Here is a 25793-nt window from a genome sequence, read left to right as displayed (position 1 = left end):
GCGACGAAGGTTACGCCTCCCACCGGCACCTCGCTCAACGGCAGCCGTTGGACGCACACTTTGCCCGGGCTTTGCGCGTACGCCACCGCGATTTCGCGGCCCGTGACCGCCGGCGACGCCAGCGTGGAGTCGGCCCCGGGCGTCGGACCCACGGGGCCCGCCTCGCTCCACACGCCGCCGAACAGCGAGCCGAAATATATTCCGCGCTCGGCGGACTCGCGCGCGCATTCCCAGAACGCCAGCAGCTGGCCCGTGGGGGCCAGGGCGACGTTGGGGTGGTGGGCCCGGCCGCGGCCGTCGTAGAGGACGTGCTCGGGACCCCAGCCGCCGCCGCGGTCCACCATTTCCCAGATGGCCGGGTTGCCGGTACGCTTGTCCATGAACAGCAGGCGAAGCACGCCGTCGCCGTCGACGGCCAGGCGGGGATGGAACGTGGGCGCCGGGTCGTACGTCAGGCGGCGCGTCGGCGTCCAGCGCGAGCCGTCGTACTTCCGCTCGTAGACCTCGAACTCGCCGGTACTGTCGTCCCGCCACACCAGCCGGATCTCGTCCTGGAAGTAGGCCATAGTCGGCATCCAACTGCCGTTCTCGCCGGTGCTTTCGGTAAGGCGGACCGGCGGCTCGAGGCCCTGCGTTTCCCGGCGCCAGATGGTGAACCAGATATGCGTCGGGCGGCCGGCCACGGGCTCGCCCACCATTGCCAACGCTACGTCGCCCGACGGCAGCGCCAGGGGCGACGGTTGGCCGAACCGGCATCCCGACTCGGCGACGTATTCGCGCACGCCCCATCGGCCGGCGTCGTCCGCTACGCGGTGGCACATCGCGCTGCCGGCTTTGAAGAAGACGTGCAGCTCGCCGCGGGCGTCGGCGATGATGGCGGCGTCGCGGCCTCCCTGCTCGTCTAACCGATACGACGGCTCCCACCGGCCGGCGGCGCGGTCGTAGCGGCGGTAGAAGGCCGCGGCCCCTTCGTTCTCAAAGAAGACGGCGTGGAGGTTACCGTCGCCGTCGGCGACGAGCGCCCGGGCGAAATTGTAGCACGTACGCCAATCGCCCGCCGGGGGCGATATCGTCTCGGGGGGCGACCACCCGGCCAACGCCGGTAGCGCGGCCGCGAGCGCCCCGACTACCAGGCCGGCTGTCTTCTTATATCGATTCGAACCCATCGGGTCTATTTTACCTTGCCGGCGCGTATAATCAATCTAAAACTACGCCCCGCCGGGATTTCGTTTGACAGGACGTTACGGTTTTTGTTATATTTCGGCGCACTCGGACCTATTTGCCATGATGGCGCATAAGGAAGATAATACGCGGTATATTTTCGTGACGGGCGGCGTTGTCTCGTCGCTGGGTAAGGGTATCGCCTCCGCCTCCATCGGCCGCCTTATGATCGCCCACGACCTCGACGTCGCGATGCTCAAGTTCGACCCCTACATCAACGTCGACCCGGGCACGATGAACCCGTACCAGCACGGCGAGGTTTACGTGACCGACGACGGCGCCGAGGCCGACCTCGACCTCGGTCACTACGAGCGTTTCACCGACCGGCCGACGTCGAGATTGTCCAACGCTACCACCGGCATGGTCTACGGGGCCGTCATCGAGAAGGAGCGGCGGGGCGACTACCTGGGCGGGACGGTCCAGGTCATTCCTCACGTAACGGACGAGATAAAGTCCCGGGTGCATAAACTCGCCGCGGCGGCCGGCGCGGACGTTATTATAGTGGAGATAGGCGGGACGGTGGGCGACATCGAGGGGCAGCCGTTCCTGGAGGCCATTCGCCAGTTCGCGCTCGACGTGGGGCGGCGCCGGTGCCTCTTCATCCATTTGACGCTGGTCCCCTATATCGGGGGCGCGGGCGAGCTCAAGACCAAACCCACCCAGCACTCGGTCCGCGAGCTGCGCGCTATTGGTATACAACCGGACGCGCTCATCTGCCGCACCGACCGGCCCCTCGACGCCTCGACGCGCGCTAAAATCGCCCTCTTCACCAACGTGCCGCCCGAGGCCGTAGTGGAGGCCGTCGATACCGACAACATCTACGACATACCGCTCCGTTTGCGTAAGCAGAACCTCGACGGCCTGATACTCGAGCGGCTGGATTTCCCGGTCGGCGAAGGGGACCTGGGCGATTGGGAAGGGATGCTGGAGAGGATGCGCCGTCCCGGCGGCGAGGTGGATATCGCGGTCGTGGGCAAGTATACCGGCCTGCGCGACTCGTACAAGAGCATCATCGAGGCCCTCGCCCACGGCGGCATCGCCGCCGACGCGCGCGTGAACGTAAGGTGGGTGGAGTCCACCGACCTGGAGGGAGACGCCGACCCGGCGCCGTACTTCGACGGCGTGGGCGGCATCCTCGTCCCGGGCGGCTTCGGCGAGCGCGGCATCGAGGGCAAGATAGCCGCGGCGCGTTACGCCCGCGAGAACGGCGTTCCGTACCTGGGCATTTGCCTCGGCCTTCAGGTGGCGGTAATAGACGTCGCGCGGGTGGCGGGGTTGGAAGAAGCGTACTCCGTGGAGTTCGACGTCGATTGTCGCGACCCGGTCATCTGCCTGATGGATGAGCAGAAGAAGGTTACTCGTATGGGCGGGACGATGAGGTTGGGCGCTTACCCGTGCGTGCTGACGGAGGGCTCGCGGGCGGCGCGGGCCTACGGCGTACGCGAGGTCGGCGAGCGGCACCGCCACCGCTACGAACTCAACAACGACTACCGCGAGGCTTTGGCCGCGGCGGGCCTCGGCGTCACGGGGACGTCCCCGGACGGTTTGTTGGCCGAGGTGGTGGAGTTGTCGAACCACCCCTGGTTCGTCGCGGTCCAGTTCCACCCCGAGCTCAAGTCGCGGCCGCTGGCGCCGCATCCGTTGTTCGCGACCTTCGTGGCTGCGGCCTACGCGGCGGGCGGCCGGGCCTATTCCCCCGAAGAGAGAGCGGCTTCCAAAATTCCGCTTTAGTACGTTGTACAGCCGGCGTTGGGGCCCCCGGGGCGCGTCGCCGGCGTTCGTCGCCGTGTGGCGCCCGGCGGCCTGATTATTAGGAGGAAAAACCGAATGGCGAAAGTCGAAATTGAAAAAATTCGCAACGTGGCGTTGGTGGGACACGGCGACGCCGGCAAGACGGCTTTGGCCGAGGACCTGCTCTTCCGCGCCGGCGCGCTGAAAAGGCGGGGCCGGGTGGAGGAGGGCAACGCCGCCGCCGACTTCGACGACGAGGAGATAAAGCGCGGCTTCTCCGTGAGCACCGCGCTCCTGGCCGCGGACTACAAGGGGTACCGCATCAACTTATTGGACATTCCCGGTTCGGCCGATTTCATATACGAGCTCATCGCCGGCGTGCGGGTGGCGGACGTGGCGGTCGTCGTCGTGAGCGCGGTGGCCGGCGTGGAGGTGGGCACCGAGCGCGCGTGGCGGGAAGCGGAGGAGAACCGCGTCGCCCGGGCCGTGGTCGTCAACAAGATGGACCGCGAGCGCGCGGACTTCGACGGCGCGCTGCGCAAGCTGCGCGAAGCCTTCGGCGGCGTCAACTTCGTCGTGATGTCGTACCCGGTGGGCGCCGAGGCGGCGTTCAAGGGCTACGTCGACGTGACCGGCGGGGGTGCCGTTCTGTGGGAGGGTGGTTTGGCGGGCGAGTCGACGGACGGCGAGGTCCCGGCCGAGTTGGCGGATACGCTGGATTCTCTCACGAAGGCGTCGGTGGAGGCCGCGGCGGAGCAGGAAGACGCGCTGATGGAGAAGTACTTCGAAGCGGGCGAGCTTTCGGCCGACGAGATAGGCCGCGGCCTCTCGCGGGGCATCGCGGCCGGCAAGGTGGTGCCGGTGTTCTGCGCCGACGCGTACGACGGCGTCGGCGGCCGCGCCGTACTGGAGGCGGTGTTGAAATATTTCCCTTCCCCCGCGGACGTGCCGGCCCGCATCGGCGTCGAGCCCGGCGGCACCAAGGAGCTCGAGCGCCCCGCCGCCGCCACCGCGCCCATGAGCGGCTTCGTCTTCAAGACCGTCAACGACCCGTTCGCCGGCAAGCTCTCCTACGTCCGCGTGTATTCCGGAAAGTTGAAGGCCGACGACCAGGTCCTGGACGTGAACGCCGGGACCAAGTTCAAAGTCCCGTCGCTGGTGGAAATCAACGGCAAGAACCAGAAGGCGGTTACGGAGCTGGCGGCGGGCGAGCTCGGCGCCTTCGTGAAAGCGGAGCCGCTCAAGACCGGCGACACCGTGGCCGCGCCCGGCGACCCGGTGCAGTACCCGGAGCTCGTCGTTCCCGAACCGGTGATGCCGTACGCCATATCGCCCCGCTCCAAAGGCGACGAGGACAAGCTGACGTCGTCGCTCGCGAAGCTGACCGACGAGGACCCCACGTTCCACGTCGAGCGCAACGTCGAGACCAAGGAGTTCGTCGCCTCCGGGATGGGGGAGCAGCACCTGCAGGTGATGTTCTCGAAGCTCGAGTCCCGCTTCGGCGTGGCGGTCGAGACTAAGCTGCCGCGCGTCGCCTACCGCGAGACCATCCGCAAGGGCGCCAGGGCCCAGGGACGCTACAAGAAGCAGACCGGCGGCCGGGGCCAGTTCGGCGACGTGTGGCTAGAGCTCGAGCCGCTCGAGCACGGCGCCGGCTTCGAGTTCGTAAACAAAATCTACGGCGGCGCCATCCCGTCGAAATTCGTACCGTCGGTGGAGAAGGGCGTGGTGGAGGCGATGGCGGGCGGCGTCCTGGCCGGCTACCCCGTCGTCGACTTGCGCGTCACGCTCCGCGACGGCTCGTTCCATACCGTGGACTCGTCCGACATGGCGTTTAAAATCGCCGGCTCGCTCGGTTTCAAGAAAGCCTTCGGCGACGCGTCGCCCACCGTGCTGGAGCCCATCGTGGAGGTCACGGTGCGCGTCCCGGCGGATTACATGGGCGGCGTCACCGGGGACTTGAGCGGCAAGCGTGGCCGCGTTATGGGGATGGAACCGGCCGGCATCTTCCAGGAGGTCAAGGCGCTGGTGCCGCAGGCCGAGATCTTCCGCTTCAGCTCGGATCTGCGCTCCATGACCGGCGGCAAGGGCTCGTTCACGGTCCGGTTCTCCCACTACGAGCAGGCGCCCCCCGACGTGGCGAAGAAGGTCATCGAGGCGTCGCAGAAGGAGAGAGAGGGAAGCTAGCAGATCGGTAGCGGTTAACGACGAAGCGGCAGGGCGTACCCTGCCGCTTTTTTTATCTCGGCCGACGGGGCGGTTACCCCTTCTTCTTCGCCCGCACCGCCAGCGCGCCCAACTCGATTAAAAAGCCCCACATGCCGCCGAAGAGTTCTATGAGCAGGAAGCCGGTTAAGCCTTCTTGGTCCCCGAGCGCGAATACCGACAGCGGGAGCGACCCCACGAGGCCGACAACGACGCCGTGGAAAGCCCAGTTCGTCCGCCAGCCGGAGATGCCCAGCGTGAAGCCGATAAACGCGCGGTTCAATATAAAACCCAGGACAATGGCCGTGGTGAAGGTAATCGGGGCCTTGGCCCCGTAATGCATCAGAAGCAAATCCAAGACGCCGGCGATGAAGCCGAAGAGCGTGCACGCGAGTACCCGTTTGCCCGTCATGGTCGTACCCTCCTGTAGGATTTAATTAATGCCGGCCCCTCGCGGGGCGATTTTTTTCTTCTTTATAAAATCCGGCCGCGGCCCGGTTTAATCCCTTCGGGCGCCGACCGCCCGCGCGCCCAGCTCTATAAGGAAACCCCACAAACCGCCCGCGAGTTCGTACATCAAAAAACCCGGAAGGCCGTCCGGCGCGAACAGCGGGTAGATCGCTACCGGCAGCGAGCCGGCCAGGCCGACGAAGACGCCGTGCAGCGGCCAGGGAATTCGCCAACCGGATATGCCGATCGCGAAGCCGATGAACGCGCGATTGAAGACGATGGCCAGGACGACCCCCGCGGTTAATGCCACCGGTACGCTACCCGCCAGGTACGAGCCCAGCCAACACACGACGCCGGCGACGACGCCGAACAGCGTACATACGACCACCCGTTTGCCGTTCACATTTACTCCTTCCGGCGGCGTACGTTCCGGACGCCCCCTGTTCCGCTTTAGTGTAACATACCCGCGACGTTCGCGTAAACGACTCGTCCCCACCTTATCTCGGCGACGGCCAGGGCGACCAGACCGCACAGGATAACCAGGCCGGTCGCGAGCCGGTACCCCTTTTTATGTAAGAACAGCGCGAGCGGCAGGTAGTTCAAGAGCGCGTAGAAGGCGACCGCGCCGACCAGCGTCGCCCCGGCGAAGACCTTCGCGGCCGCCGGGCGCGGCGTCGCCACCAACAGGCCCGGCACGAGTAGGGCCGCGAGCGAGCCGGCTAGCTGGCCGAGGTCGAGCCGCCGCTCCGGCGCGACGCCCCACCGGAGCCGCGTCGCGGCGCCCGCCAGGAGCACCCACGCCCCCCATCCGGCGAAGAGCGACGCCACGAAGCGCGCGCCGTTGCCGGCGAAGAGAGGGTATCCCCACCATCCGAAGAAGAAGTCGACCGCGCACGGCCCGACCGCTAGCACGGCCAGCGCCGCGGCGCCGTAGCCCGGGCAGTGCAGGAACAGGCGGCGCCTCCCGGGTACGGCGTAGAACGCCGCCGCCAGCAATACCCCCAGGTAAATCCCGGAGCATCGCGCGCACGCCGGCATAGTAACGCCCGCTACGGTGAAGCAGCGGGCCGGCAGCTGGTGACATATTTCGCCCAGCAGCTCTTCTATCACCATATCGGCAGCGCTTCGTTGACCGCGCGGCGCAGGTCGCGCGCCGCCGCCCGCGCCGCCTCTTGCCAGCTCACGCCCTCGCGTTCCCGCCAGGCGTACGCGACGCCCCGGCTGGAGGAGACCAGCGCGCCCAGGCCGCGGGTGTCGAACGCCGGCCCCAGCAGCGCGACGTCGCCGCCCTGGGCGCCCACGCCCGGCATCAGGAAGAACTGCTGCGGCATGAGCTCGCGCAGCCGCGCCACGACGTCGGGGTAGGTCGCGCCGACGACGGCGCCCGCGGACGAGTACCCGCTCTCGCCGACGAGGTGTTGGCCTATCGCGGCCGTCATCTCCGCGACGCGGTGGTACACCGGCCGTCCGTCCTCCATCTTAACGTCCTGTACGTCGGCGGTGGAGGGGTTGGAGCTTTTAACGACGACGAAGTAACCCTTGCCGTGCTCGCCGGCGCACACGTTGAACGGCGCCAGGCCGTCGGACCCGAGGTAGGGCGAGAGCGTGACGGCGTCGGCCTCCAGCGGCGCGCCGGGCGTCGCGTACGCCTCGCAGTACGCCCGCATCGTGTGGCCCACGTCGCCGCGCTTGCAATCCAGAATAGCTATAAGGCCGGCCTTGCGCGCCGCGGCGAGGTGCCGCGCCAGGACCTCGAACCCCGCCGGGCCGAAGCGTTCGTAGAACGCGGCCTGAAACTTGACGGCCGCCGCCACTTCGCGCACCGCCGCCATCAGCTCGAAGCCGAACGCGGCCGTCGCCGCGACCGCGTCTTCCTTTTTCGCGAGCTCGGGGGGGAAGAGCGCCGGGTCCGGGTCGCAGCCCACGCACACCCGGCTATTTATCCGAAGTATGCGCTCGACCAGGCGGTCGGCGAAGTTGGAGGCGTTACTCACGCGGCGTCGCCTCGTAGTACGTTTCGACGGCCGACTTGACCTCCGCCGGCGACGCGGTAGCGGTGCCCATCTTGGCGACGACGACGGAGGCCGCGAAGTTGGCGAGCTGGGCCGCGGCGAGGTGGCTCGCCCCCGCCGCCAGCGCCGCCGCGAACGTCGCGGCCACGGTGTCGCCCGCGCCCGCCACGTCGTAGACCTCGCGCGCCCGCGTCGGGATGCGGCTCGTCGAGCCGTCGGCGGCGAACAGGACCATCCCGCGCTCGCCCCAGGTGATGAGGACCGAGTCGGCCCCGAGCATCTCCAGCAGCGCGGCGCCGGTGCGCTCGAGGTCGGGGTCGTCGCGCTCCCGGATGCCGGCGGCGGCCGCGGCCTCGTGATGGTTGGGCGTGACGGAGGTTACGTTTTTATACAGGCCGAAGTGGTTTTCCTTGGGGTCGACGCACACCACTTTGCCGGCGTCGCGCGCCCGGGTGATGACCTCCGCGGCGACGCGCGCCGTTATCGCCCCCTTGCCGTAGTCGGAGAGGATGACGCCGTCGGCGCGCTTAAGCGCGTCGGCGAAGTAAGCCAACAGCTCGTCTTCCAGCTCGGCCGAAATGTCGCCGTCGACCTCGCGGTCCAGCCGGACGAGCTGCTGCTGCCGCGCGATGACGCGGCCCTTCCACGTCGTGGGGCGGCCGGCGGCGACGATTAACCCCCGGACGTCCACCGCTCCCTCCTCCAGCGTGCGGCGCAGCTCCCGGCCGTTCTCGTCGTCGCCCGCGACGGCCGCCAGCTCCGCGGCCGCGCCCAGCGCCCGTACGTTGACCGCGGTATTGGCCGCGCCCCCCGGCCGCAAGACGTCGCGCTCCACCCGGACCACCGGCACCGGCGCCTCGGGCGAGAGGCGCGCCGCGTCGCCGAAGACGTAGTGGTCGAGCATGGCGTCGCCGATCACGAGGAGGCGCGTAGACGCGACGCGCTCCAGGATCTCGAGAAGTCCGGCCGGTTCCGGCATGACGTTATCAGCGCGCTCCACGGAAGACGAGTTCCTCCACCAGCGCGACCCAGACGTGGCCCATAACGGCGTGCAGTTCCTGGATGCGTTGGGGGTTGGTGGAGGGGATTATGATCTGGATGTCGGCGTGGCGCGCGGCCTCGCCGCCGTCGCCGCCCAGGAAGGCCGCGGTGAAGATACGGCGTTCGCGCGCCGTCTCCAGCGCCCGCACGACGTTGGGCGAGTTTCCGCTGGTGGAGAGCGCGACGACCAGGTCGTTGACGTTGCACAGCGCCTGTATCTGGCGGGCGAAGATCTCGGCGTACCCGTAATCGTTGGCGGCCGCGGTCATCACGGAGGCGTCGGTGGTGAGCGCGAGGGCCGGCATCGCCGCGCGCTCGTAATTTAGTTTGACGACGAACTCGCCCGCGATGTGCTGCGCGTCGGCGGCGGAGCCCCCGTTGCCCATCAGGAGGACCTTGCCGCCCACCACCACCCGCGAGGCCGTCTCCTGGGCGAGTTTCACCAGGTATTTATCTATGACGGGCAGGGAGCGGGTGGCGAGGTCGGCGGCCTCGCGAAACTGCTCGTGAACTTTGTCGAGTAACGTCATAAGGCATCATCGCCCGTTCTATTGAACGCGGGTGAAAGAGAGGCGCGTCGGCTCGTCTTCCAGGTGCCAATCGTATATGCGGCACTCGGCGGGGCGCGGCGGGCCGCCGTCCGCGACCAGCACCGGCGTCACCGTGGGGCGGGGCGCCCGGAGGCGCAATCCCCGGGCCAGCGCCTCGCGCCGGCCGCGCGCCCATAACTCGTAGCGCAGGATGTCGCGCCGGGCCTCGGCGTCCCGTCGGCCGCGTTTGAGCTCTATTATGTACAGCGCCGCCGGCGACGCGTAGACCAGGTCGATGCGGTTGCCGCGGTCGTCGATGCGCAGCTGGTTGAACGCCGGCCGGGCGTCCAGGTCGCGCGCGAGCGGCGTCTCCTCGCGGGCGAGGACGAACTCCAGCAGCGACTCGTCGAGCCGTTCGTATTGCAATATATACGCCAGATTGTCGCCGCCCACCGGCAGGCGCCCCTCGAGCGGGTAGGGACGAGGCGGCGGCAGAAACGGCATCGCCAACTGGCGCGGCGCCGCGGCCAGCGCCTCCGTTATGCATGCGCCGTCGGCCGGCAGGAAGGTGTAGACGCTGCGCTTGACGAAATCCGCCGGGATGAGTTCGACCCCCGACGCCCGGGCCAGCTCGTAGAGCTGCGACACCGATACGCGGCTGACTTCCGGGCCGGCCTCGAGCCGGACCACGAACCGGAACTTCTCCCGCCTCGAGCCGCGGGCCGCCGCTTCCCACACCGGCGCCGGCACCGTCGGCCCCAGGTACCGCACCGGCCCCCGGCAGGCGTACGGGCCGTACAGCGCGCCCGCCACCCGCTGGTAGAGGTACGCCGCGTCGCCGTCGCGCACCTGCGCCAGCTGGTTCACCGACGACGGCCGGACGCCGTAGAGCGCCGCCTCGTGGCACCTGGGGAAGTGGTCCTTCGTTATGAATACGTGCAGCATCGAGCTTGTTTTAAATAATTACGCGTCGGTGGGGTTTTTATTCTTGCTCCCGGGCGAAAGCCCGCACCGCGGCCGAGAGAAGCGGCACCATTATCTCGTGGTGGCCGGTGAGGGCCAGCGCCTCGCCGCTGCCGGCGGTGGGCCGCGCCAGCACGTTTTGCCGCGGCCGGTAGTGTTGTATCATATCCAGGTTGGCCGTGGTGAAATTTTCCACCGGCGGCTCCACGTTCCGGATAAGGTTGAGCGCCTTGACGAAGACCTCCGGCAAGAGCACCGCCGAGCCCACGTTGACGAAGACGCCGCCGCCGTCGAGCGATTTGAGCGCCGCCGCCAGCCGCCGGAAGTCGGCCAAGCCCGCCTCGCCCCACGCCGCGCCGTCCGCCGCCGGGTGTTGGTGGACGACGTCGGCGCCCAGCGCGACGTGGAGGGTAACCGGTACGCCCGCCGCTGCGGCCTCGGCCAGTACGCTCGCGTCGGCGTACCCGCCCCGTTCGGCGACGGCCCGGCCCGCGAGTACGGCCGCCGGCTCGCCCTCGTTCGCCGCCGCGGCCACGAGGGCGTTTAGCTCCGCGCCCGTCTCCTCGGCCAGGCCGAAGCGGCCCGCCGGCAGGTTGGCGGCCACGTCCTCCGACGTGGCGCCGAAGCGGCCTAGCTCGTAGTCGTGGATCAGGAAGGCGCCGTTGACGGCGAGGTGGGTTACGAACCCTTCCCGCAGGAGGGGAATGAGGTGCAGGCCCGCGCCGGTCTTGGCCACGTGGCCGCCCAACGCGAATACCACGCCCCGGCCGCTACCGTGCGCGCCCACTATCGCCCGCGCCAGCGCGAGCAGGGCGCGTGCCCCCAGCACGTCGGGCAGCGACGTGAGTAAAGGAGCGATGGCCGCCGGGTCTTCCGGCGGCCGTCGAAAGTCTTCTACCCGCACGAGGTTCCGTCGCTCCGCGAACGGGTAGGTTTTAACTTTGGAGAAATCTGATTCGTCCGCGGCCATAACGCGATGTGAGTTTACGACCCCAACGTGTACGACTCGAGTTTGACCTCGATATTGCCGATGGCGATCTTCGACTTCAAGATGACCGGCATCTTCTTCTCGTCGTCCGTTACCCAGATCCAGATACGACCTTCCTGTTTGAAGATGCCCTCCGTCTCCTCGAGCACCGGCTCGAGGACGATGGTATCGAACGTCCCGGCCGGTACCGTAACCTGTTCCTTGCGCAGGACTTTGATGACGATGGGCTTGGAGATTTTGCCGTCGGCGTAGTTCACCGTAACCTGGCTGCCGACCGGAAGGTCGAGAGAGCGGACGTAGTAGAAGCCGCCCAGCGCGTCGCGGGGTTCCGCGAGGGTGCGCATGGTGGTAACGCCGCGCGTGGCGGTCCGGTTGGGCGGGTTGAAATATATCACCTCGTCGTTCTTATACGTCCCCTCGACCAGGTGCTTTTCCGATTTCCAGATAGTGTAGTCCACGGCGTCGAGGTAGACGTCGATGCGGTCGCGGGTGTAGAAGAACGCCGAGACTTGGGGCCCGGAGGAAGCCGTGGATATGATGTGATAGACCTTGTGGCCGTTGAAGACCTTAACCCCCGGGACCGACAGCGTGGCCGTGCCGGCCTTCACGACGTCGGACCAGGATACCGAAAATACCAACTTCTCGCCGGCCTTGAAGGCCGCTCCGTAGCATAAACCGGCGGCGACTAAAACGACCAGGGCGACAATCGAGACGCTCTTTACCATTACGGGTCCTCCTACTTATGGGTCATTAAAATCTACCAGATTTGCAAATGGGTGTCAATTATATTCTGGCGACGGGCGGCCGCCGGGGCTCAATTTCGACTTGTTATTTATGTGAATTATCGTAACTTATCCTTAGGGATGACGGTAGACGCTTCTAAACACGCCCTCCACTTTTCGATGGCCGAGGCGGCCCTTTCGGCTCGTTTGTTCGGCGACGTGCGCGCCGCCCGGGAAGGCCGGCCGCTGGCGCCGGTCGTCGTCCTGGTGCGCTCCAACCTGGTCGCCCTCCAGCTCTCCCGCCGGCTGGCCCGCGAGGCCGGCGGTTTCGCCAACGTCCGCTTCCCAACCTTCGTCGACCTCGCCCGACGGCTGGCGGGCCCGGGGGACGACGTGCCGACCGGCGGCGAACGGGTTGTCTTCAGCTCCCTCGCGGCCGACCTGCCCGCCGAGTCGTTCTTCGGGCCGGTGAAGGACAAGGCCGGGTTCGCGGATACGCTCGCGGCCGCGGCCGAGGACGCCCGCCAGGCCGGCCTGGGCCGCTGGAATACCGACCTCAACCTGGGCGACAGGCTGACGCTGTTCGGCAAGCTCTTCGACCGTTACCGGGCGCGGTTGGCGGAGGGCGAGCGCGCCTACCGGGACGAGTACGACGTCTTTTCGGCGGCGACGGCTCGAGCCGCGGCCTTCGCCGACACCTTCGGCGCAGAAGAGCTGTTCGTATTCGGCTTTTACGACTTCAACGAGCTGCAGCGGCGCTTGCTCGAGGCCTTGAGCGGCCACGTTCGACTGGGGTTTTACGTACCCTTCGGCGAGGGGCGGGAATTCCGCTTCGCGCGCGCCACCCGGGATTGGCTCGAGGGCTTGGGGTTTCGGGCGGACGTCGCGGCGGCTGGCTACCAGTTCGGCGGCGGCGACGAACCGGCCCCGGCGGAGGACGTGAAAATAGTCTCCGCCCCGGACGCGGAGGCCGAGGCGCGCGAAGTCGCGCGGGAAGCGCTGCGGCTCAGCCGCGAGCACGGCGTACGCCTCGCCGAGATGGCGGTCCTCTACCGCGGCGACGAGACGTTGGCCGTATTGACGGAGGTCTTCGACCGCGTCCTCGCCGGCGACGACGGCCGCGGCAGATATTACATATACGGCGGCCGGCTCCTGACGGCCACGCGCGCGGGCGAGGGCGCGCGGCGGCTGCTCGAGCTGGCGTGGCACGCGCGGACTTCCCCCCGCCCCTTCGGCCGTCGCGAGGTGGTCGATTTCGTCGAGACGGTGCCGCTCAAGTCGGAAGCGGCGCGCGAGGGCGCTCGGCTCGAGCCGGCGCTGTGGGACGATATATCCGCGGCCGCCGGCGTCGTCCACGGCCGCGCGGAGTGGGCCGAGCGGTTAACGCGCTACGCCGCGGCGTGCGAGCGGATGTCGCCGGAGGACCGACGGCACGACGCCGCGGACGTAAAAGCGCTGGCGGCCTTTACGGAAAAATTATTCACCTATTTAGAACGGTTCCCGGCCCGGGGCTCGTGGCGCGAGTTCGCGGACGCGCTTCGCGACGTCGTAGCCGAGTACTTCGAGCCGTCCCGAGAACGTGAGGAGGTCCTCGGCCTCGCCCGCGGCATGGCCGCCTACGACGACCTCGTCGCGGCGCCGGTCCCGCTGAAAACTTTCGTCGAGACCTTCGCGCGCCGCCTGGCCGATACATCCGTACCCGCGGGCCGCTTCGAACGCGACGGCATCAATTTGATAAAAACGGACCACGCGCGCGGCCTCGCTTTCCGGGCGGTCTTCGTACCGGCCGCGGTCGAGGGGGCGTACCCCTTCCGGCCGTCGCAGGACCCGGTGACGTTGGACGCCGAGCGGGCCGCGTTCAACGAGCTCGCCCGGGGGCGGTGGCGCTTCGGCCTCCGGGGCGAGCGGCTGGCGGAGGAGCCGTTGATATTCCGCCTCGCGCTCGGCTCCGCCCGGGAGTTCCTCCGCGTCTCGTACCACCGCCTGGACGGCGGAGGCCGCGAGCGTTTTCCCTCCCATTACGTTTTAAAACTCGCCGCCGCGACGGCGGGGACGGCGTTCGGCGCCGAGGACTTCGACCGCGCGGCGTCGGCCTACCCGTGGTTCCGGCGGGTGGGGGCTTCGGAGGCGCCGGCCGCGGAGGACGCCGTCGACGAGGCCGAATACTGGGCCGGCCGCGCCCGCGAGCTGGGCGACGGGCCGGTGGCGGCGTACCTGGCCGCCGCGGACGAGCGGTACGCCTCGGCTCGAGACGCGGCCGCCTCCCCCCGGACGCCGGACCTGACGCCCTTCGACGGCTTGGTATCCTCCGAGGAGGGGAGGGGTTTCCTGGCGAAGCGCTACGGCCGGGGCGTGGTGCCGGTGGGCGCGTCCGATTTGGAGACGCTGGCGGCCTGTCCCCGGAAATATTTTTTCGGGAGAATTCTGCGGCTGCGGGCGTGGGAGGAGCCGGAGGAGGCGCTCGCGCTGCCGCCCGCCGCCCGGGGCAAGGTGGTCCACGACGTCCTGCGCGAGCTTTACGCCGCGGGGGCGCCGTCCGCGCTCGCCGGCGCCGAGCTCTCGGCCGAGGTGGCGCGCCTGACGGCCCGGGCGCTCGCCGCGCTGGAAGAGGAGGGGCAGATGCCGCGGCCTTTCGTCGTCGAGATGGAGCGCCGCCTGCTCTCGCGCAAGCTCGCCGCCTACGTACGCGAGGACGCGGAGGCCGGGGACGGCTGGGAGCCGGCCCACTTCGAGCTGCGGTTCGGCCGGCGGCCCGCGCCGACCGACGACGCGGCGTCCACCGAGAACCCTTTCCTTCTACATTTGCAGGATGAACCGGCGGACGGCGAGGCCGGGGCGACGGCGGCCGAGGTCCACGGCCGCATCGACCGCGTCGACCGCCGCGGCGACGGAGGCCGGGCGCTGGACTACAAGACGGGCCGGCGCGGCCGCTTCGTGGAGAGCGTCGACGGCGGCCGCCAGCTGCAGCCGCCGCTGTACCTTATAGCCTACGAGAAGCTGTTCGGCGCGGACGCCGCTTCGTCGCGGGCCGGATACTGCTTCCCCCTCGAGGACGGCAAGAAGTACAAATTCGTCGTCTCCGAAAAACGACCTCCGGACGTGGCGGCGGTCCGCCGCCTGGTCGCGGCCTTGCTGGCGTTGGCCCGCGACGGCGTATTCGTCGCCGGCCGCGACGGCTCGAGCCGAGCCGAGGGCGCCTGTCGGTATTGCGAATTCCGGGCCGTGTGCGACGCGGGCCCGGGCTACCTGAGCGCCGGGAAGTGGGCGTCGCCCGGGGCGGCGCGGCTGGCCGAACTCAGGGAAATTAAATAGGCGCAACCTATGACGCAGGGACTAACGGATAGCGAGGCGCGGGAAGCGGTCGTGGATTTGGGCCGGACTTTCTTCGTCGAGGCCAGCGCGGGCACCGGCAAGACGCGGCTCTTGTGCGACCGGGCGCTCGCCGTGCTGCTGACGCCCGGTTACGAGCCGTCCCGCCTCGTCGCCATAACGTTCACCGAGAAGGCCGCGGCGGAGCTGTCGGCCCGGCTCCGGGCGGCGCTCGAGGATTGGGCCGCCGCCCACCCGGACGACGAGCAGGCGGAATACGCGCTGGAGCGCTTCGACCAGGCGCAGATTTCGACCATTCACTCCTTCGCGGCCTCGCTGCTGCGGGAGCTGCCGGTGGAGGCCGCGGTCGACCCGGCCTTTCAGGTTCTGGACGGGGTGGGGGCTACGTTGCTCTTCGAGCAGGCGTGGGAGGAGTGGCTGCAGGCCGAGGCGGAGCGGGCGGACGGCGCGGCGCCCTGGTCTTCGGCGTGGGCCCACTTCGGCTCGCCCCGGCTCGATCTCCTGGAGCGCGTCGTGGCCGCGACGGCCGCGGAGCGCGACGTCGTCGACGTCGAGGGGTACGATATCCCCGCGCCGGACCCGGGCGAGCTGCGCGCGGCGGTGCGCGCCGCGCGGGCGCGCTTCGACGAAGTGCGCGACTGCTGCCTCGACCGCGGCGACGCGTGTTATCGCGCGTTCGCTTCCGTGGGCGAGCTGGCGCGGGCGATCGAGGCCGGCGACTTCGAGCGGGCGTGCTCGGTTTCGATAAAGGCCGGCGGGGCCAAAAAGAACTGGCAGCCGGGCGGGCTTAAGGACGAGTTAAACCAAAAATATTTACAGCCGGTGGCGGAAGCGCTGGCGCGCCTGTGCGACGACCGCCGCCGGGCGATGCTGCCGCCGCTTATATCGTGGCTGGCGGGCGCGGCCCGGGCGTTCGAGGGGCGCAAGGAAGAGCTCGGCGACCTCGACTTCCACGACCTGCTCCTCCGGGCGGCGCGCCTGCTGTGCCGCCGGGAGGCCGGCGCCCGCGAGTACTTCCAGCGCCGCTACCGCCACATCCTGGTGGACGAGTTCCAGGATACGGACCCGCTTCAGGTGGAGTTGATATTCTTCCTGGCGGAGGAGGGCGCGGCGGCGACGGCCTGGCGCGACGTGGCGCTGGTGCCCGGGAAGCTCTTCGTCGTCGGCGACCCCAAGCAGTCCATCTACCGGTTCCGGCGCGCCGACGTGGAGATATACGAGGCCGCGCGCGACGTCGTAACGCGCGAGGGCGGCGAAGTTTTGCGGCTAACGGACAACTTCCGCGCGGCGCCGCCGCTGGTGTCCTTCGTGAACGACGCGTTCGGCGGCGTCTTCGGCGAGGGCGACCCGCCGTATCAACCGGCCTACGGCCCGCTGACCCCTTCCCCTTATACCCGCGAGCGCCAGCGCGACGCTCCCGCGGCCCGGCTCCTGGAGGGCCCCGGCGGCGCCTTCGAGGCGGAGGGCGATGCGGCCGAGGCCGTCGCGGCGTTTGTCCGGCGCGCCGTCGACGCCGGCGAGTTCGAGGTCTACGACAAAGAGGCCGGCGTGCGCCGTCCCCTCGCGTACCGCGACGTAGCGCTGCTTTTCCGGCGGCATAAAAACGTGCCGTTGTGGGAAGCGGCGTTGGAGAAGTGGGAGGTCCCGTTCTACACGCTCGGCGGCCGGACGTTCTACGTGCGGCCGGAGGTCAAGGCGATGGCCGCGGCGGCGCAAGCGCTCGACAACCCCGCCGATGAGCCGGCGCTGGTCGCGACGCTGACGTCGCCCTCGTTCTCGTTCACCGCCGACGAGCTGCTGCGCTTCAAGTTGGCGGGCGGCGTTTTCGACTACCGCGTAGACCCCCCGCCGGCGGCGCCTGGGCGCTTCGCCGACGCCTTCGATTTATTGAGAAGGTTGCACGAAGGCCGCGCCGAACGCTCGCCGGCGGCGACGCTGGCCCGGTTGGCGGCGGGTACCGGCCTGCTTACCAAGGCCGCGCTGTGGGGCGACGGCCCGCGCGCCGTGGCCAACGTCCGCAAGGTCGTCGCGTCGGCCCGGAAGTTCGTCGAGACCGGCGGCGTCGGCCTGCGGGCGTTCGCGCGTTGGCTCGCCGAGATGGCCGGGCGCGAGGAAGCGGAACACGAGTCGCCCGCGCTCGAGGCCGGCGACGATTTCGTGCGCATCATGACGGTGCACGCCGCCAAGGGGTTGGAGTTCAACGCCGTCGTCTTCGTCGACTGGGCGCGGGACGCCCGGAAGAGCCGGGGCGAGACCGCCTTCGTCGACCGCCGGACCGGCCTGCTGCACGTACGCGCCGGCAGCGTGAGCGAGGGGACGCAGGTGCTTACGCCCGGGTACGAGGACGCGGCGGCGCGCGAGGGCCGCTTCGGCGAGGCGGAGGAGCGGCGGCTGGATTACGTCGCCGCGACGCGGGCGCGGGACCTCCTCGTCCTGCCGCGGATGGCGGAGGCGGGCGAGAACTCGCTCGCCGAGACGCTGGCCGAGGTCGAGGCGGCGGCGCGGTCCGTGGAGACGGTGCGCGTCGACCCGGCCGAGGAGCGGCGTCGGTTCCGGCGGCGGCCGGCCGGGGAAGCCGCGGCGCCGGAGCTCGGCCCCGACTACGAAGAGTGGAAGGACAAACTACCGGAAGAACTCGAGCGCGCCGGCGTGCCCGAGGCGGTAATCGCGGCCACGGCGTTGGCGCGGCTCGAGGAGGAGGAAGTCCCGCCGGCGCTCGAGGGGGCGCCGCCCTCGCGGCCCGACGCTCTCAAGCTGGGGTCGGCGCTGCACGCTGTAATGGAAGAGGTGGAACTGGGGACGGGGGCCGGCCTGGAGGAGCTGGCCGCGGCCGCTTGCGCTCGCGAGGGTTTGGGCGACGAGGACGCGGCCGCCGTGGCGGCCTGGGCGCGGGACTGCCTGGCGACGGCGCCGGTCCGGGAGGCCGCGGCCTCGCCGGCGTACTATCGGGAGGTGCCGTTCGCCGTGGCGGCGGAGGGCGCCGTCGTCACGGGGACGGCGGATTTGATTTACGAGACGGCCGAGGGGCTCGTTATCGTGGACTACAAGACGGACGAGGCCGGGGGGCCGGAGCGGGCGGAAGGTAAGTACGGCGACCAGATGGCGGTATATGCCGCGGCGCTGGCGCGAGTGACGGCTCGAGCGGTCGCCCGGGCGTACCTCGTCTTCCCGCGCGCGCCGGCGGGCGAGCGGGTGGTGGAACCGGCGCCGGCGGCGACGTTGACGGAGCGGGGCGAGGCGCTGCTCGGCGAGGCGCCGCGGCTGCTCCGCGACCGGGCGCCCCGCGAGAACTTTGGATAGTTCGATTTAAATTCGGGTCGTAATTAAGTTGCCGGCGTGTTTGTAATCTGTTATAATAAAAAAACAATTGGTACGAGTTTCAAAAGACGTAAAGAGCGGGGTGGTGTATATGTCGACCAAAAAGAAGACCGTCCGGAGACCGAAAGTACTGATGGGGTGGACGCGGATCGCGGATTTCCTCGAGTGCTCGGTGGCGACCGCCAAGAGGAAAGAACGCGAAGGTTTACCGATAGTCCGCGTCGGCGGCGCAGTGTGCTGCTTCCCCGAAGATGTCGTAGCCTGGCGGAAGGGGCGCCGGCGGGCCAGGAAATAGGGGGGAAGTAAACGGGCGGCGGTGAGGCCGGCCGTTTTGTATTCTCGCCGGCAGCTTTCCCGGCGGCGTGAGAGTCCACTTCGGCGTACCGTAACGCATACGTTCCCCTTGGGCTATGTCCTTTGAGGGCGACATCCAAGATTTTTCGCTCGCGGAAGTAATCCAAATTATCGGCCAGGGCCGGAAGACCGGGACCTTGTCGGTAGAGGGGGAACGCGAAACTATATGGGTTTATTTTAAAGACGGCAAGGCGGTCTTCGCGACGCCGTCGAACCTGCGCGAGCAATTGGGTACCATCCTGCTGCGGGAGGGGACGATAAACGAGGAACAGCTCGAGCTCGGCCTGCGGGCGCAGAAGAAGATGCACGCCGAGGGAAATCGCATTCGCCTGGGCACGATACTTGTGGCGATGGGGGCCGTCGACCGGTCGACGCTCGAGGGTAAAATAAGGCATCAGATCAGGGAGTCGATCTACGCCGCCATCGGCGAACGCGGCGGCCGCTTCCGCTTCTTCCCGGAGCTGGACCTGGAGGACGAGGATATATTGGTCTCGATGAACGTGGAGCATGTCATCCTGGAGGGAGCGCGTCGCATCGAGGAATGGAGCCAGATAAAGGACGTCATACGTTCGTACCACGAGGTGTACGTCATAAACCCCAACCCGGCGGCGGGCGGCTCCATCAAACTTTCGCCGTCGGAGTGGAGGGTGGTAAGCCTCCTGGACGGCAAGCGCGACATCTCGTCAATCGCCGAGGAGGCCGGCATGAGTCGGTTCGAGGTGTGCCGCGTCGTTTACGGCTTGATTAACACGAATATGATCCGGCTTATTGCCCTCGGTGGAAGCGAACCGGCGGTTCCCCATGCGAATTGACGTCGCCACGCCCGGACGGTAAAAAAGCGGCCCGTAAGGGCCGCTTTTCTTTTTGCCCGGGGCGGGACTCGAACCCGCACAGGAACTTATCCCACATGGCCCTCAACCATGCGCGTCTACCAAATTCCGCCACCCGGGCGCGGGTTTAATTTCTATCATATCCCCCCCGCGAAGTCAAATTAAATGGTTCAATACGTAACCCGCATCAGCGTCAAGCCCCGCGGCGGCGCCGGCGGCCCCAGCGCCGCGCGGTCTCCCGCCGCCAGCATACGCGCCACGTCGGCCGGCGCGAGCTCCCCCCGTCCCACCGCCAACAGCGTCCCCACGACGTTGCGGACCATCTTGTAGAGGAACGCGTTGGCCGTGACGTATATTTCCAGGCCGGTGAGCGTTTCCTCGATCCTGATTTCCGTGACGCGGCGCGTCGTCGAGTCGTAGTCGTCGGAGAGGTTACCGAAGGCGGCGAAGTCGTGCTCGCCCTCGAGGGCCGCCGCGGCCCGGCGCGTCGCCGCCACGTCCAGCGGCGCGGGCGAGTAGTAGGCGTGCCGGCGCGTGAAGACGGAATCGACGTACGCCACGGCGTAGCGGTAGGTGCGGCTTTGGGCCGAGTAGCGGGAGTGGAAGCCCGCCGGCGCCTCCTCCGCCGCCAGGACGCGGACGTCGTCCGGGAGCAGGCCGTTGAGGGCGCGTTCGAACTCGTCGGGAGTCATGTGCGAGGAGGTCTCGAAGTGGGCCACCTGGCCCGCGGCGTGAACGCCGGCGTCGGTGCGGCCCGCGCCGTGGACCCGCGTCGGCTCCTTGAGTATCGCCGCGAGCGCTTCCTCCAGCGTTCCCTGTACCGTTACCACGTCCGGCTGAACCTGCCAGCCGGCGTAGTCGGTCCCGTCGTACTCCAGCGCGAGTTTTATAATCCTCGTCACGGCGATGCGAACGGCGCGGCCGGAGGCCGCCGTTAAAGCGGCGCGAACCAGGCCGCCTTTAAATCCGGGAAAAGCCGGTCGCCCTCCTCGAGGCCGGCCAGGTAGTCCATTTCGTCCGGGCTCGGCGGCGCGCCCTCGCGCTCGCGGCCCAGGATTTCCAGCAGCCGCCGCGCCGACTCGTAGTGGCCGCGGATGCGGCTCTCGGCGTAGTCGCGCGCGGTCCCGGTGGTTATCAAAAACTGCCAATCGGAAGCGGCGAGCAGCATGAATTCGCGCAGCGCCTGCTCGAACAGCCGTTCGCCCGGCGGCGAGCGGCCCGCCGCGGCCTGTTCGACCAGCTTATCCTCGAGTTCGTATATCAACCGCCACGACCATTCAGTATCGGGATTCAGCCAGATGCCGTGGAAGCCGCCCTCGCCCCACGACCCCTCCGGCAGCGCGACGTCGACGTCGGGCGGGAAGCCCTCCAGGTATTCGCCGCACGTCGCGAGTTCTACGTCGGGGGCGGCGTCGAGGCGACGCAGGACCTCACCCAGCCAGGCCGGCCCCTCGTGCCACCAGTGGCCGAAGAGCTCGGCGTCGTACGGCGCCGCCAGCATCGGCGACGGCGCGCTATCCCGGGACAGGAGCTCCCGCACCAGCGAGGCGAAGTGGTCCGCGTTCTCGGTTATACGCGCCGGCACCTCGCCCGGGCGGTACGGTTCCTTGGCGTCCATACCGGCCGCGGCGGCGGTAACGCGCCAGTAACGCAGGCCGCCGGGGAAATGCTTCTTGTGGAAGTCCAGATACCAGCCGTCGCCCGGGTAGCCGTGCTCGCCGGACCAGACGACGAGGCCGGTCTCCGCGTCGCGCACGAAACAGGCCACGGCCGGGTCCGCGGCGCCGACGTAGTACGGCCGGTGCGACGTGAGGTCGGCCCCCGGCGTCGACGGCTCGGCCCCCGCTACCATCTGTTCGTATATCCGCCGCAGCGCCTCGAACCGCGCCGCGTATACGCCCAGCGTTTCGCCGCCCGTAAGCAGGTGGGTGTCGACGAAGAAGTACTTCAGGCCCGCGCGAGAAAGCGGTTCCTCCAGGCCGGGGCGGGGACGGGCCGGGCGCGCCGACCAGGGCTTCAGCGGGTAACGCCACTCGTAGGCCGGGCGGTAAGCGCACTCCGGCAGCCAGACGCCGGCGGGCGCGCGGCCGAAGTGCCGGCGGTGGGAGTTCACGCCGGCGCGGAGCTGCAATCCTATGGATTCCTCGCGGCCCAGGAGGGGGAGGTAGGCGTGGGTCGCGGCGCAGGTAACGAGCTCGAGCGCGCCCTCGTCTTGCAGCGCGCGGAACGCGCCGATTACGTCGCCGCCGAGCGCCTCCGTAAACTCGAGCCGGACGGCGCCGTAGAAGTCGCGCCACGAGTCGGCGAGCGCGGCCAGCTCGAGTTGGCCGGCGGCGTGGAAGGCCGCGGCGTCGTCGTGGGCGGCGCGAATTTTAATTTCGAGGTAGTCGCCCAGGCCGGCGGCGAACGCCGGGTCGGCGAGCTGCTCCGCCAGGACGGGCGTGACGCCCATCGTGACGCGGCCTTTTATTCCCTCGTCCAGGAGTTGGCGGAACGTTCGGATGAGCGGGAGGTAGGTCTCGCACGCGGCCTCGAAGAGCCAGTCCGTCCCGTGGGGCCAGCCGCCGTGCCCCAGGACGTACGGCAGGTGGCCGTGGAGCACGAAGCTGAAATAACGCCGGCCGCCGTTCTTCGTCGCCATTTAAATTCCTTCGGCGAATTTGCGCTCGAGCTCGGCCAGCAGCGCGGGGCCGTCGGCGCGGTCGCTTTTAAGGAAGGTCAGTTGGGAGTCGGCGCCGGTCTCGCCCGCGGCCACGCGCGCCGCCAGTCGCTCCAGGTACGGCCCCTCGTCGCCGGCGCGCTCCAGCAGGTGGTGGAGCGTGTGGCCAATGTAGTCCGCGCGCGGTACGGCGTCGCCGTAGAGGTGGAAGAGGCCGTCGAGGCCTTGCCGCCACGCGGCCTCGCGGTTCCGCTCGAGTTCGTCCTCCGTCATCGGCGGCATGAATTCGTCGTCGAGTATGGTCAAATAGTGACGCACCAGCGACCACACGTACGCCGCCGCGGCCACGGTTTCGGCGACCGCCTGCTGCGTGTCCATCACCCGCACCTCGAGCGTGGGGAAGCTCGAGCGGTGGCGGATGTCGCCGTAGTGGTCGCGCTCGCCCTCGACGCCGCAGCGGGCGAAGGACTTCAGCACGTCGGCCCAGTCGGCGAATTTCTCTATGACCGGCGGCGGGCCGACGGTGGGTACCGGGTCGTAGTACTCCAGCCGGACCGACTTCACGTCGTGGTACTCGCCGAGGTAGAAGGGCGCGTTCACCGAGAACGCGACCAGGTCCGGGATGTGCCAGCGCAGGCGGTTGACGACGCCCACGCGCGTCTCCGGGCCGTCGAGCGATACGTGGAGGTGGAAGCCGAAGTGCACGCCGTCGCCGCGGAGCGCGCCGCCGTCGATAAGGCGACGGAAGCGCGGCGTCTCGACCAGCTTGCCCTGTTCCATCGGCGCGGTGGGATGGACGCCGCTCGAGATGACGCGCAGGCCCAGCGCCGCGGCGGCCTCGCCTACCACCCGCCGCAGCTCCGTCAGCGAGCGCTCGACCGCCGCGGGCGAGTCGCAAACCGGCGTCGTCACCTCCACTATGCAATAGTGGAGGTCGCGCTTGACGCGGTCGGGTTTGTAGCGGTCCGGGACGCGCGCCAACACGGCGTCGACCTCGTTGGCCAGCGCGCCGTCGGCGTACAGGAGCGCAAACTCCTCCTCCACGCCGAAGTGGAGTTGGGAAGACGTTTTCATAATCGCGGGAGTTGCGAGGATTTTATTAAATTATACTAACGAAGTAAAGGAAAAAGGGGGAACGGCGCCGGCGGCGAACTCTGGAAATAAACGCTTGACAACTTATCCCATATTAATATACTATTCGCCGTAGTGGAGGTGTTCGTCGGGACGGAGTTTTGCCGGCGTTAGGCCGGCGCGTTTGGGTAAGGGATGGAAAAAGAGGCGAGCGATGAGAACTGCTGCGTCGTTGGCGGCGTTGATATGTATGGGCGTCGTGGGCGCGTGGTCGGCGGATTGTATCGTCGACGGCGCGCCTTCGCATTTTGCGGCCGCCGCGCGGGCCGGGAGCGACGCGACGCTCGAGCTCAAATGGGACAACGGTACCCGGTTGGCGTTTTTCGCTACCGGGACCGGCGCGGGCTATTGGGTCGGCAACGATTGGGACCTGAGCGCCATTCCGCGTTACCGCGCGATTACCAAGATAAAAGTATATTCCTGCGGAGATTGGCCCAACCGCCGATGGGACGGCTTCCGGCTAGGCATTTACGCGTTCGCGGGGGGAACGCCGGGCTCGCTCTTGTGGGGGCCCACGTACTTCAAACCGACAAGGACCGGCGACGGCTGGTGCAATTACTCCATGGGTTGGACCCTTCCCGCCGGCAACCGGGCGTTCGCCGCGGCCGCCGAGCTATATTACAACTGGCCCAACTGCGACTCCTTCGCGTTGGACACGAACCCGACGTTCCTGAACCACTCGTGGAGGTGCCAAAACGGTAGGTGGGAGAAGCTGCCCAGGCTCGTCGGCGACTTCCGGAACTTGATGTTACGCGTGGTCGTTAACAACACCGCCTTCGACATAGCGCCCACGAGCGTGGGCCGCGTCAAGGCGCTGTATTACTAACGGGCGAATACCCCGGCGAAGTAACCGTCGAGGCTCTTTTTTAATCTGCGAGGGACGCCGGCCGCGCCGGTTTGTTTTTCGTTGTAAAATCGGCCAGGATTTGTTAGGGTTTTTCATATAGAATAAGACTTTTCCGGCGGCGTACCGGCGTCGAAAGGGCCGGCGCGCCGTTAACGGCGAGGAGGTTTGAGTTATGGCTAGTCGAAATACGGTCGTTGTTTTCGCGGCGTTGGCCGCGGTCGCGGCGTGGGCGGCGGACGTAGTCGTCGCGCCGACCGTTGCCGACGTTCCCCCCTCCGCTTTTGACGCCGGCGACGGGCCGTTGGAGCTGAAGTACGATAACAATACCCGGTCGTTCTTCTTTTGCGACTTAACCGGCCGCGGCCGCTGGGTCGGCAACGATTTCGACCTGAGCGCCATTTCGGATTACCGCGCCATCATGAAGATCAAGGTATATTCCTGGCCGGATTGGCCCAACGGTAAATGGGACGGGTTCCGCCTCGGCATCTACGGGTACGCCGGCGGACAACCGACCTCGCTTCTGTGGGGCCCCAAGTACTATAAACCGACGAGGACCGGTTACGGATGGTGCACTTGTTCGGTGGGTTGGACCCTCCCGCCGGAAAACAAAATATTCGTAGCGGGCGTGGAACAATATTACGACTATCCGGACCTGGACCCCATGACCTTGGATTCCAACCTGACGTTCGCGGGTCATTCGTGGCTGTACGAAAGCGGCAGTTGGAGTAAACTGCCCGGCGTCATCGGCTACCGGAACCTGATGTTGCGCGTCGTCGTTAACAACGTACCGGTGGATATAACGCCCACCAGCGTAGGCCGCGTCAAGGCGTTGTATTATTAGCGTAGAGGGGATGCGGGTGAACTAAGCGGCCGGGGCGTACCGGCCGCCCGAACGGAGGTGAGGAAATGAAAAGGTTCTTGTTATGGGCAGCGGTCGTCGTTTTGTCGGCCGCGGCATGGGGTGCCGAAGTAATCGTAGCCCCGGCGGCCTCGGGTACGTCGCGCGACGGTTACGACGCGGCGTTGGAGCTTAAGTACGATTCCGGTAAGCTGCAGTACTACACCACTTGGATATCCGGCGCTAACGCCTGGGCCGGTAACGACTTCGACATAAGCTCGATATCCGCTTATCGGGCCGTCGTAAGGGTTAGGTTATATTCCACGGCGGTTTGGCCCAACGCGCGTTGGGACGGCTTCCGCGTCGGCATTTACTCCTACGCCGGCGGGACGGCCGGGTCTCTTTTGTGGGGGCCCAAATATTTCAAACCGTCGCAAACCATCTCCGGGTGGTGCAATTGCTCGGTGGGTTGGACCCTTCCATCGGGTAACGACGAGTTCGTCGCGGCCGCGGAGCAATATTACAACTACCCCGACGTCGACCCGTTCGGCGTGGACGACAACGCGGTGTTCCACGGTCACTCGTGGCAGTACCTGGGAGGAAGGTGGCAGGCATATGCGGGC

The 25793-nt window shown here is 67.9% G+C and carries 22 protein-coding genes and 1 tRNA gene; 9 read left to right on the top strand and 14 right to left on the bottom strand.

From position 1 onward, the window contains the following. Positions 1-1166: hypothetical protein (locus VMX79_09855; protein ID HUV87404.1), on the bottom strand; the 1166-nt coding region annotated here is incomplete at its 3' end. Between the two features lie 118 nt (positions 1167-1284). Between VMX79_09855 and VMX79_09850 the strand changes: the two genes are divergently transcribed. Further along, positions 1285-2952, top strand: coding sequence for a CTP synthase (locus VMX79_09850; GenBank protein ID HUV87403.1), 1668 nt, complete (start codon positions 1285-1287; stop codon positions 2950-2952). A 96-nt stretch (positions 2953-3048) separates the two neighbouring features. Next, positions 3049-5139: an elongation factor G gene (fusA, locus tag VMX79_09845; GenBank protein ID HUV87402.1), complete on the top strand. Its 2091-nt coding sequence runs from the start codon at positions 3049-3051 to the stop codon at positions 5137-5139. A 73-nt stretch (positions 5140-5212) separates the two neighbouring features. On the opposite strand, the gene VMX79_09840 is transcribed toward fusA, so the two are convergent. From VMX79_09840 to VMX79_09800, 9 genes are all read right to left on the bottom strand, one after another. Beyond that, positions 5213-5569 carry a hypothetical protein gene (locus tag VMX79_09840; GenBank protein ID HUV87401.1) on the bottom strand — a complete coding sequence of 119 codons (357 nt, stop codon included), beginning with the start codon at positions 5567-5569 and terminating at the stop codon, positions 5213-5215. A gap of 87 nt (positions 5570-5656) precedes the next feature. Further along, the gene (locus VMX79_09835) at positions 5657-6010 is read right to left on the bottom strand and encodes a hypothetical protein (protein HUV87400.1); all 354 of its coding nucleotides are present in this window, start codon (positions 6008-6010) and stop codon (positions 5657-5659) included. 47 nt (positions 6011-6057) lie between these two features. After that, positions 6058-6720, bottom strand: coding sequence for a DUF2085 domain-containing protein (locus tag VMX79_09830; GenBank protein HUV87399.1), 663 nt, complete (start codon positions 6718-6720; stop codon positions 6058-6060). Further along, on the bottom strand, positions 6714-7601 hold the full coding sequence (gene pyrF / locus VMX79_09825; GenBank protein HUV87398.1) for an orotidine-5'-phosphate decarboxylase: 888 nt from the start codon (positions 7599-7601) through the stop codon (positions 6714-6716). The genes VMX79_09830 and pyrF overlap by 7 nt, the downstream gene beginning before the upstream one ends. Further along, the gene (gene rfaE1, locus VMX79_09820) at positions 7594-8619 is read right to left on the bottom strand and encodes a D-glycero-beta-D-manno-heptose-7-phosphate kinase (protein HUV87397.1); all 1026 of its coding nucleotides are present in this window, start codon (positions 8617-8619) and stop codon (positions 7594-7596) included. The genes pyrF and rfaE1 overlap by 8 nt, the downstream gene beginning before the upstream one ends. Continuing rightward, positions 8606-9190 (bottom strand): SIS domain-containing protein, encoded by a 585-nt coding sequence (locus VMX79_09815; GenBank protein ID HUV87396.1) that lies wholly within the window; start codon positions 9188-9190, stop codon positions 8606-8608. The genes rfaE1 and VMX79_09815 overlap by 14 nt, the downstream gene beginning before the upstream one ends. A gap of 18 nt (positions 9191-9208) precedes the next feature. Further along, positions 9209-10135, bottom strand: a complete 927-nt coding sequence (locus VMX79_09810; GenBank protein HUV87395.1) for a hypothetical protein — start codon at positions 10133-10135, stop codon at positions 9209-9211. Positions 10136-10172: 37 nt separating this feature from the next. Continuing rightward, positions 10173-11123: a hypothetical protein gene (locus tag VMX79_09805; protein ID HUV87394.1), complete on the bottom strand. Its 951-nt coding sequence runs from the start codon at positions 11121-11123 to the stop codon at positions 10173-10175. A gap of 14 nt (positions 11124-11137) precedes the next feature. Next, positions 11138-11866, bottom strand: coding sequence for a DUF3108 domain-containing protein (locus tag VMX79_09800; protein ID HUV87393.1), 729 nt, complete (start codon positions 11864-11866; stop codon positions 11138-11140). A gap of 204 nt (positions 11867-12070) precedes the next feature. Here VMX79_09800 and VMX79_09795 point away from each other — a divergent pair, with 204 nt between their 5' ends. The 4 genes from VMX79_09795 to VMX79_09780 all read left to right on the top strand — a co-directional run bounded on the left by VMX79_09795 (position 12071) and on the right by VMX79_09780 (position 19677). After that, the gene (locus tag VMX79_09795; GenBank protein ID HUV87392.1) at positions 12071-15175 is read left to right on the top strand and encodes a PD-(D/E)XK nuclease family protein; all 3105 of its coding nucleotides are present in this window, start codon (positions 12071-12073) and stop codon (positions 15173-15175) included. Between the two features lie 9 nt (positions 15176-15184). Next, positions 15185-18493: a UvrD-helicase domain-containing protein gene (locus tag VMX79_09790; protein ID HUV87391.1), complete on the top strand. Its 3309-nt coding sequence runs from the start codon at positions 15185-15187 to the stop codon at positions 18491-18493. Between the two features lie 109 nt (positions 18494-18602). Beyond that, complete coding sequence (locus tag VMX79_09785; protein HUV87390.1) at positions 18603-18806, top strand: hypothetical protein; 204 nt, start codon at positions 18603-18605, stop codon at positions 18804-18806. A 115-nt stretch (positions 18807-18921) separates the two neighbouring features. Beyond that, positions 18922-19677, top strand: a complete 756-nt coding sequence (locus tag VMX79_09780; GenBank protein ID HUV87389.1) for a DUF4388 domain-containing protein — start codon at positions 18922-18924, stop codon at positions 19675-19677. A 53-nt stretch (positions 19678-19730) separates the two neighbouring features. Here VMX79_09780 and VMX79_09775 read toward each other — a convergent pair. The 4 genes from VMX79_09775 to VMX79_09760 all read right to left on the bottom strand — a co-directional run bounded on the left by VMX79_09775 (position 19731) and on the right by VMX79_09760 (position 23428). Further along, positions 19731-19816, bottom strand: a tRNA-Leu gene (locus tag VMX79_09775). A gap of 49 nt (positions 19817-19865) precedes the next feature. Beyond that, a complete protein-coding gene (gene truA / locus VMX79_09770) occupies positions 19866-20597 on the bottom strand; it encodes a tRNA pseudouridine(38-40) synthase TruA (protein HUV87388.1) in 732 nt (243 codons plus the stop codon). A 32-nt stretch (positions 20598-20629) separates the two neighbouring features. Next, positions 20630-22336, bottom strand: coding sequence for a 1,4-alpha-glucan branching protein domain-containing protein (locus tag VMX79_09765; protein HUV87387.1), 1707 nt, complete (start codon positions 22334-22336; stop codon positions 20630-20632). Next, entirely contained in the window at positions 22337-23428 is a 1092-nt protein-coding gene (locus tag VMX79_09760; protein ID HUV87386.1) for a YbdK family carboxylate-amine ligase, read from the bottom strand. A 211-nt stretch (positions 23429-23639) separates the two neighbouring features. Here VMX79_09760 and VMX79_09755 point away from each other — a divergent pair, with 211 nt between their 5' ends. The 3 genes from VMX79_09755 to VMX79_09745 form a co-directional block, all read left to right on the top strand. Continuing rightward, on the top strand, positions 23640-24311 hold the full coding sequence (locus VMX79_09755) for a hypothetical protein (GenBank protein HUV87385.1): 672 nt from the start codon (positions 23640-23642) through the stop codon (positions 24309-24311). Positions 24312-24504: 193 nt separating this feature from the next. Continuing rightward, complete coding sequence (locus VMX79_09750; GenBank protein HUV87384.1) at positions 24505-25173, top strand: hypothetical protein; 669 nt, start codon at positions 24505-24507, stop codon at positions 25171-25173. Positions 25174-25238: 65 nt separating this feature from the next. Continuing rightward, the coding region (locus tag VMX79_09745) for a hypothetical protein (protein ID HUV87383.1) at positions 25239-25793 on the top strand (555 nt) is incomplete at its 3' end.

Source organism: bacterium, assembly GCA_035529855.1.
Classification (GTDB): domain Bacteria; phylum RBG-13-66-14; class B26-G2; order WVWN01; family WVWN01; genus WVWN01.
Note: the sequence above shows the minus strand (reverse complement) of the source record. Positions and strands in the feature narration are given on the sequence as shown.

Excerpts from the sequence above, each read along its gene's own strand:
- VMX79_09750 (HUV87384.1), top strand. The coding sequence starts at position 24,505 with ATGGCTAGTCGAAATACGGTCGTTGTTTTCGCGGCGTTGGCCGCGGTC.
- VMX79_09815 (HUV87396.1), bottom strand. The coding sequence starts at position 9,190 with ATGACGTTACTCGACAAAGTTCACGAGCAGTTTCGCGAGGCCGCCGAC.
- VMX79_09780 (HUV87389.1), top strand. The coding sequence starts at position 18,922 with ATGTCCTTTGAGGGCGACATCCAAGATTTTTCGCTCGCGGAAGTAATC.
- VMX79_09785 (HUV87390.1), top strand. The coding sequence starts at position 18,603 with ATGTCGACCAAAAAGAAGACCGTCCGGAGACCGAAAGTACTGATGGGG.
- fusA (HUV87402.1), top strand. The coding sequence starts at position 3,049 with ATGGCGAAAGTCGAAATTGAAAAAATTCGCAACGTGGCGTTGGTGGGA.
- VMX79_09790 (HUV87391.1), top strand. The coding sequence starts at position 15,185 with ATGACGCAGGGACTAACGGATAGCGAGGCGCGGGAAGCGGTCGTGGAT.
- VMX79_09765 (HUV87387.1), bottom strand. The coding sequence starts at position 22,336 with ATGGCGACGAAGAACGGCGGCCGGCGTTATTTCAGCTTCGTGCTCCAC.
- VMX79_09840 (HUV87401.1), bottom strand. The coding sequence starts at position 5,569 with ATGACGGGCAAACGGGTACTCGCGTGCACGCTCTTCGGCTTCATCGCC.
- VMX79_09810 (HUV87395.1), bottom strand. The coding sequence starts at position 10,135 with ATGCTGCACGTATTCATAACGAAGGACCACTTCCCCAGGTGCCACGAG.
- VMX79_09830 (HUV87399.1), bottom strand. The coding sequence starts at position 6,720 with ATGGTGATAGAAGAGCTGCTGGGCGAAATATGTCACCAGCTGCCGGCC.
- VMX79_09850 (HUV87403.1), top strand. The coding sequence starts at position 1,285 with ATGATGGCGCATAAGGAAGATAATACGCGGTATATTTTCGTGACGGGC.
- VMX79_09755 (HUV87385.1), top strand. The coding sequence starts at position 23,640 with ATGAGAACTGCTGCGTCGTTGGCGGCGTTGATATGTATGGGCGTCGTG.
- VMX79_09800 (HUV87393.1), bottom strand. The coding sequence starts at position 11,866 with ATGGTAAAGAGCGTCTCGATTGTCGCCCTGGTCGTTTTAGTCGCCGCC.
- VMX79_09805 (HUV87394.1), bottom strand. The coding sequence starts at position 11,123 with ATGGCCGCGGACGAATCAGATTTCTCCAAAGTTAAAACCTACCCGTTC.
- VMX79_09760 (HUV87386.1), bottom strand. The coding sequence starts at position 23,428 with ATGAAAACGTCTTCCCAACTCCACTTCGGCGTGGAGGAGGAGTTTGCG.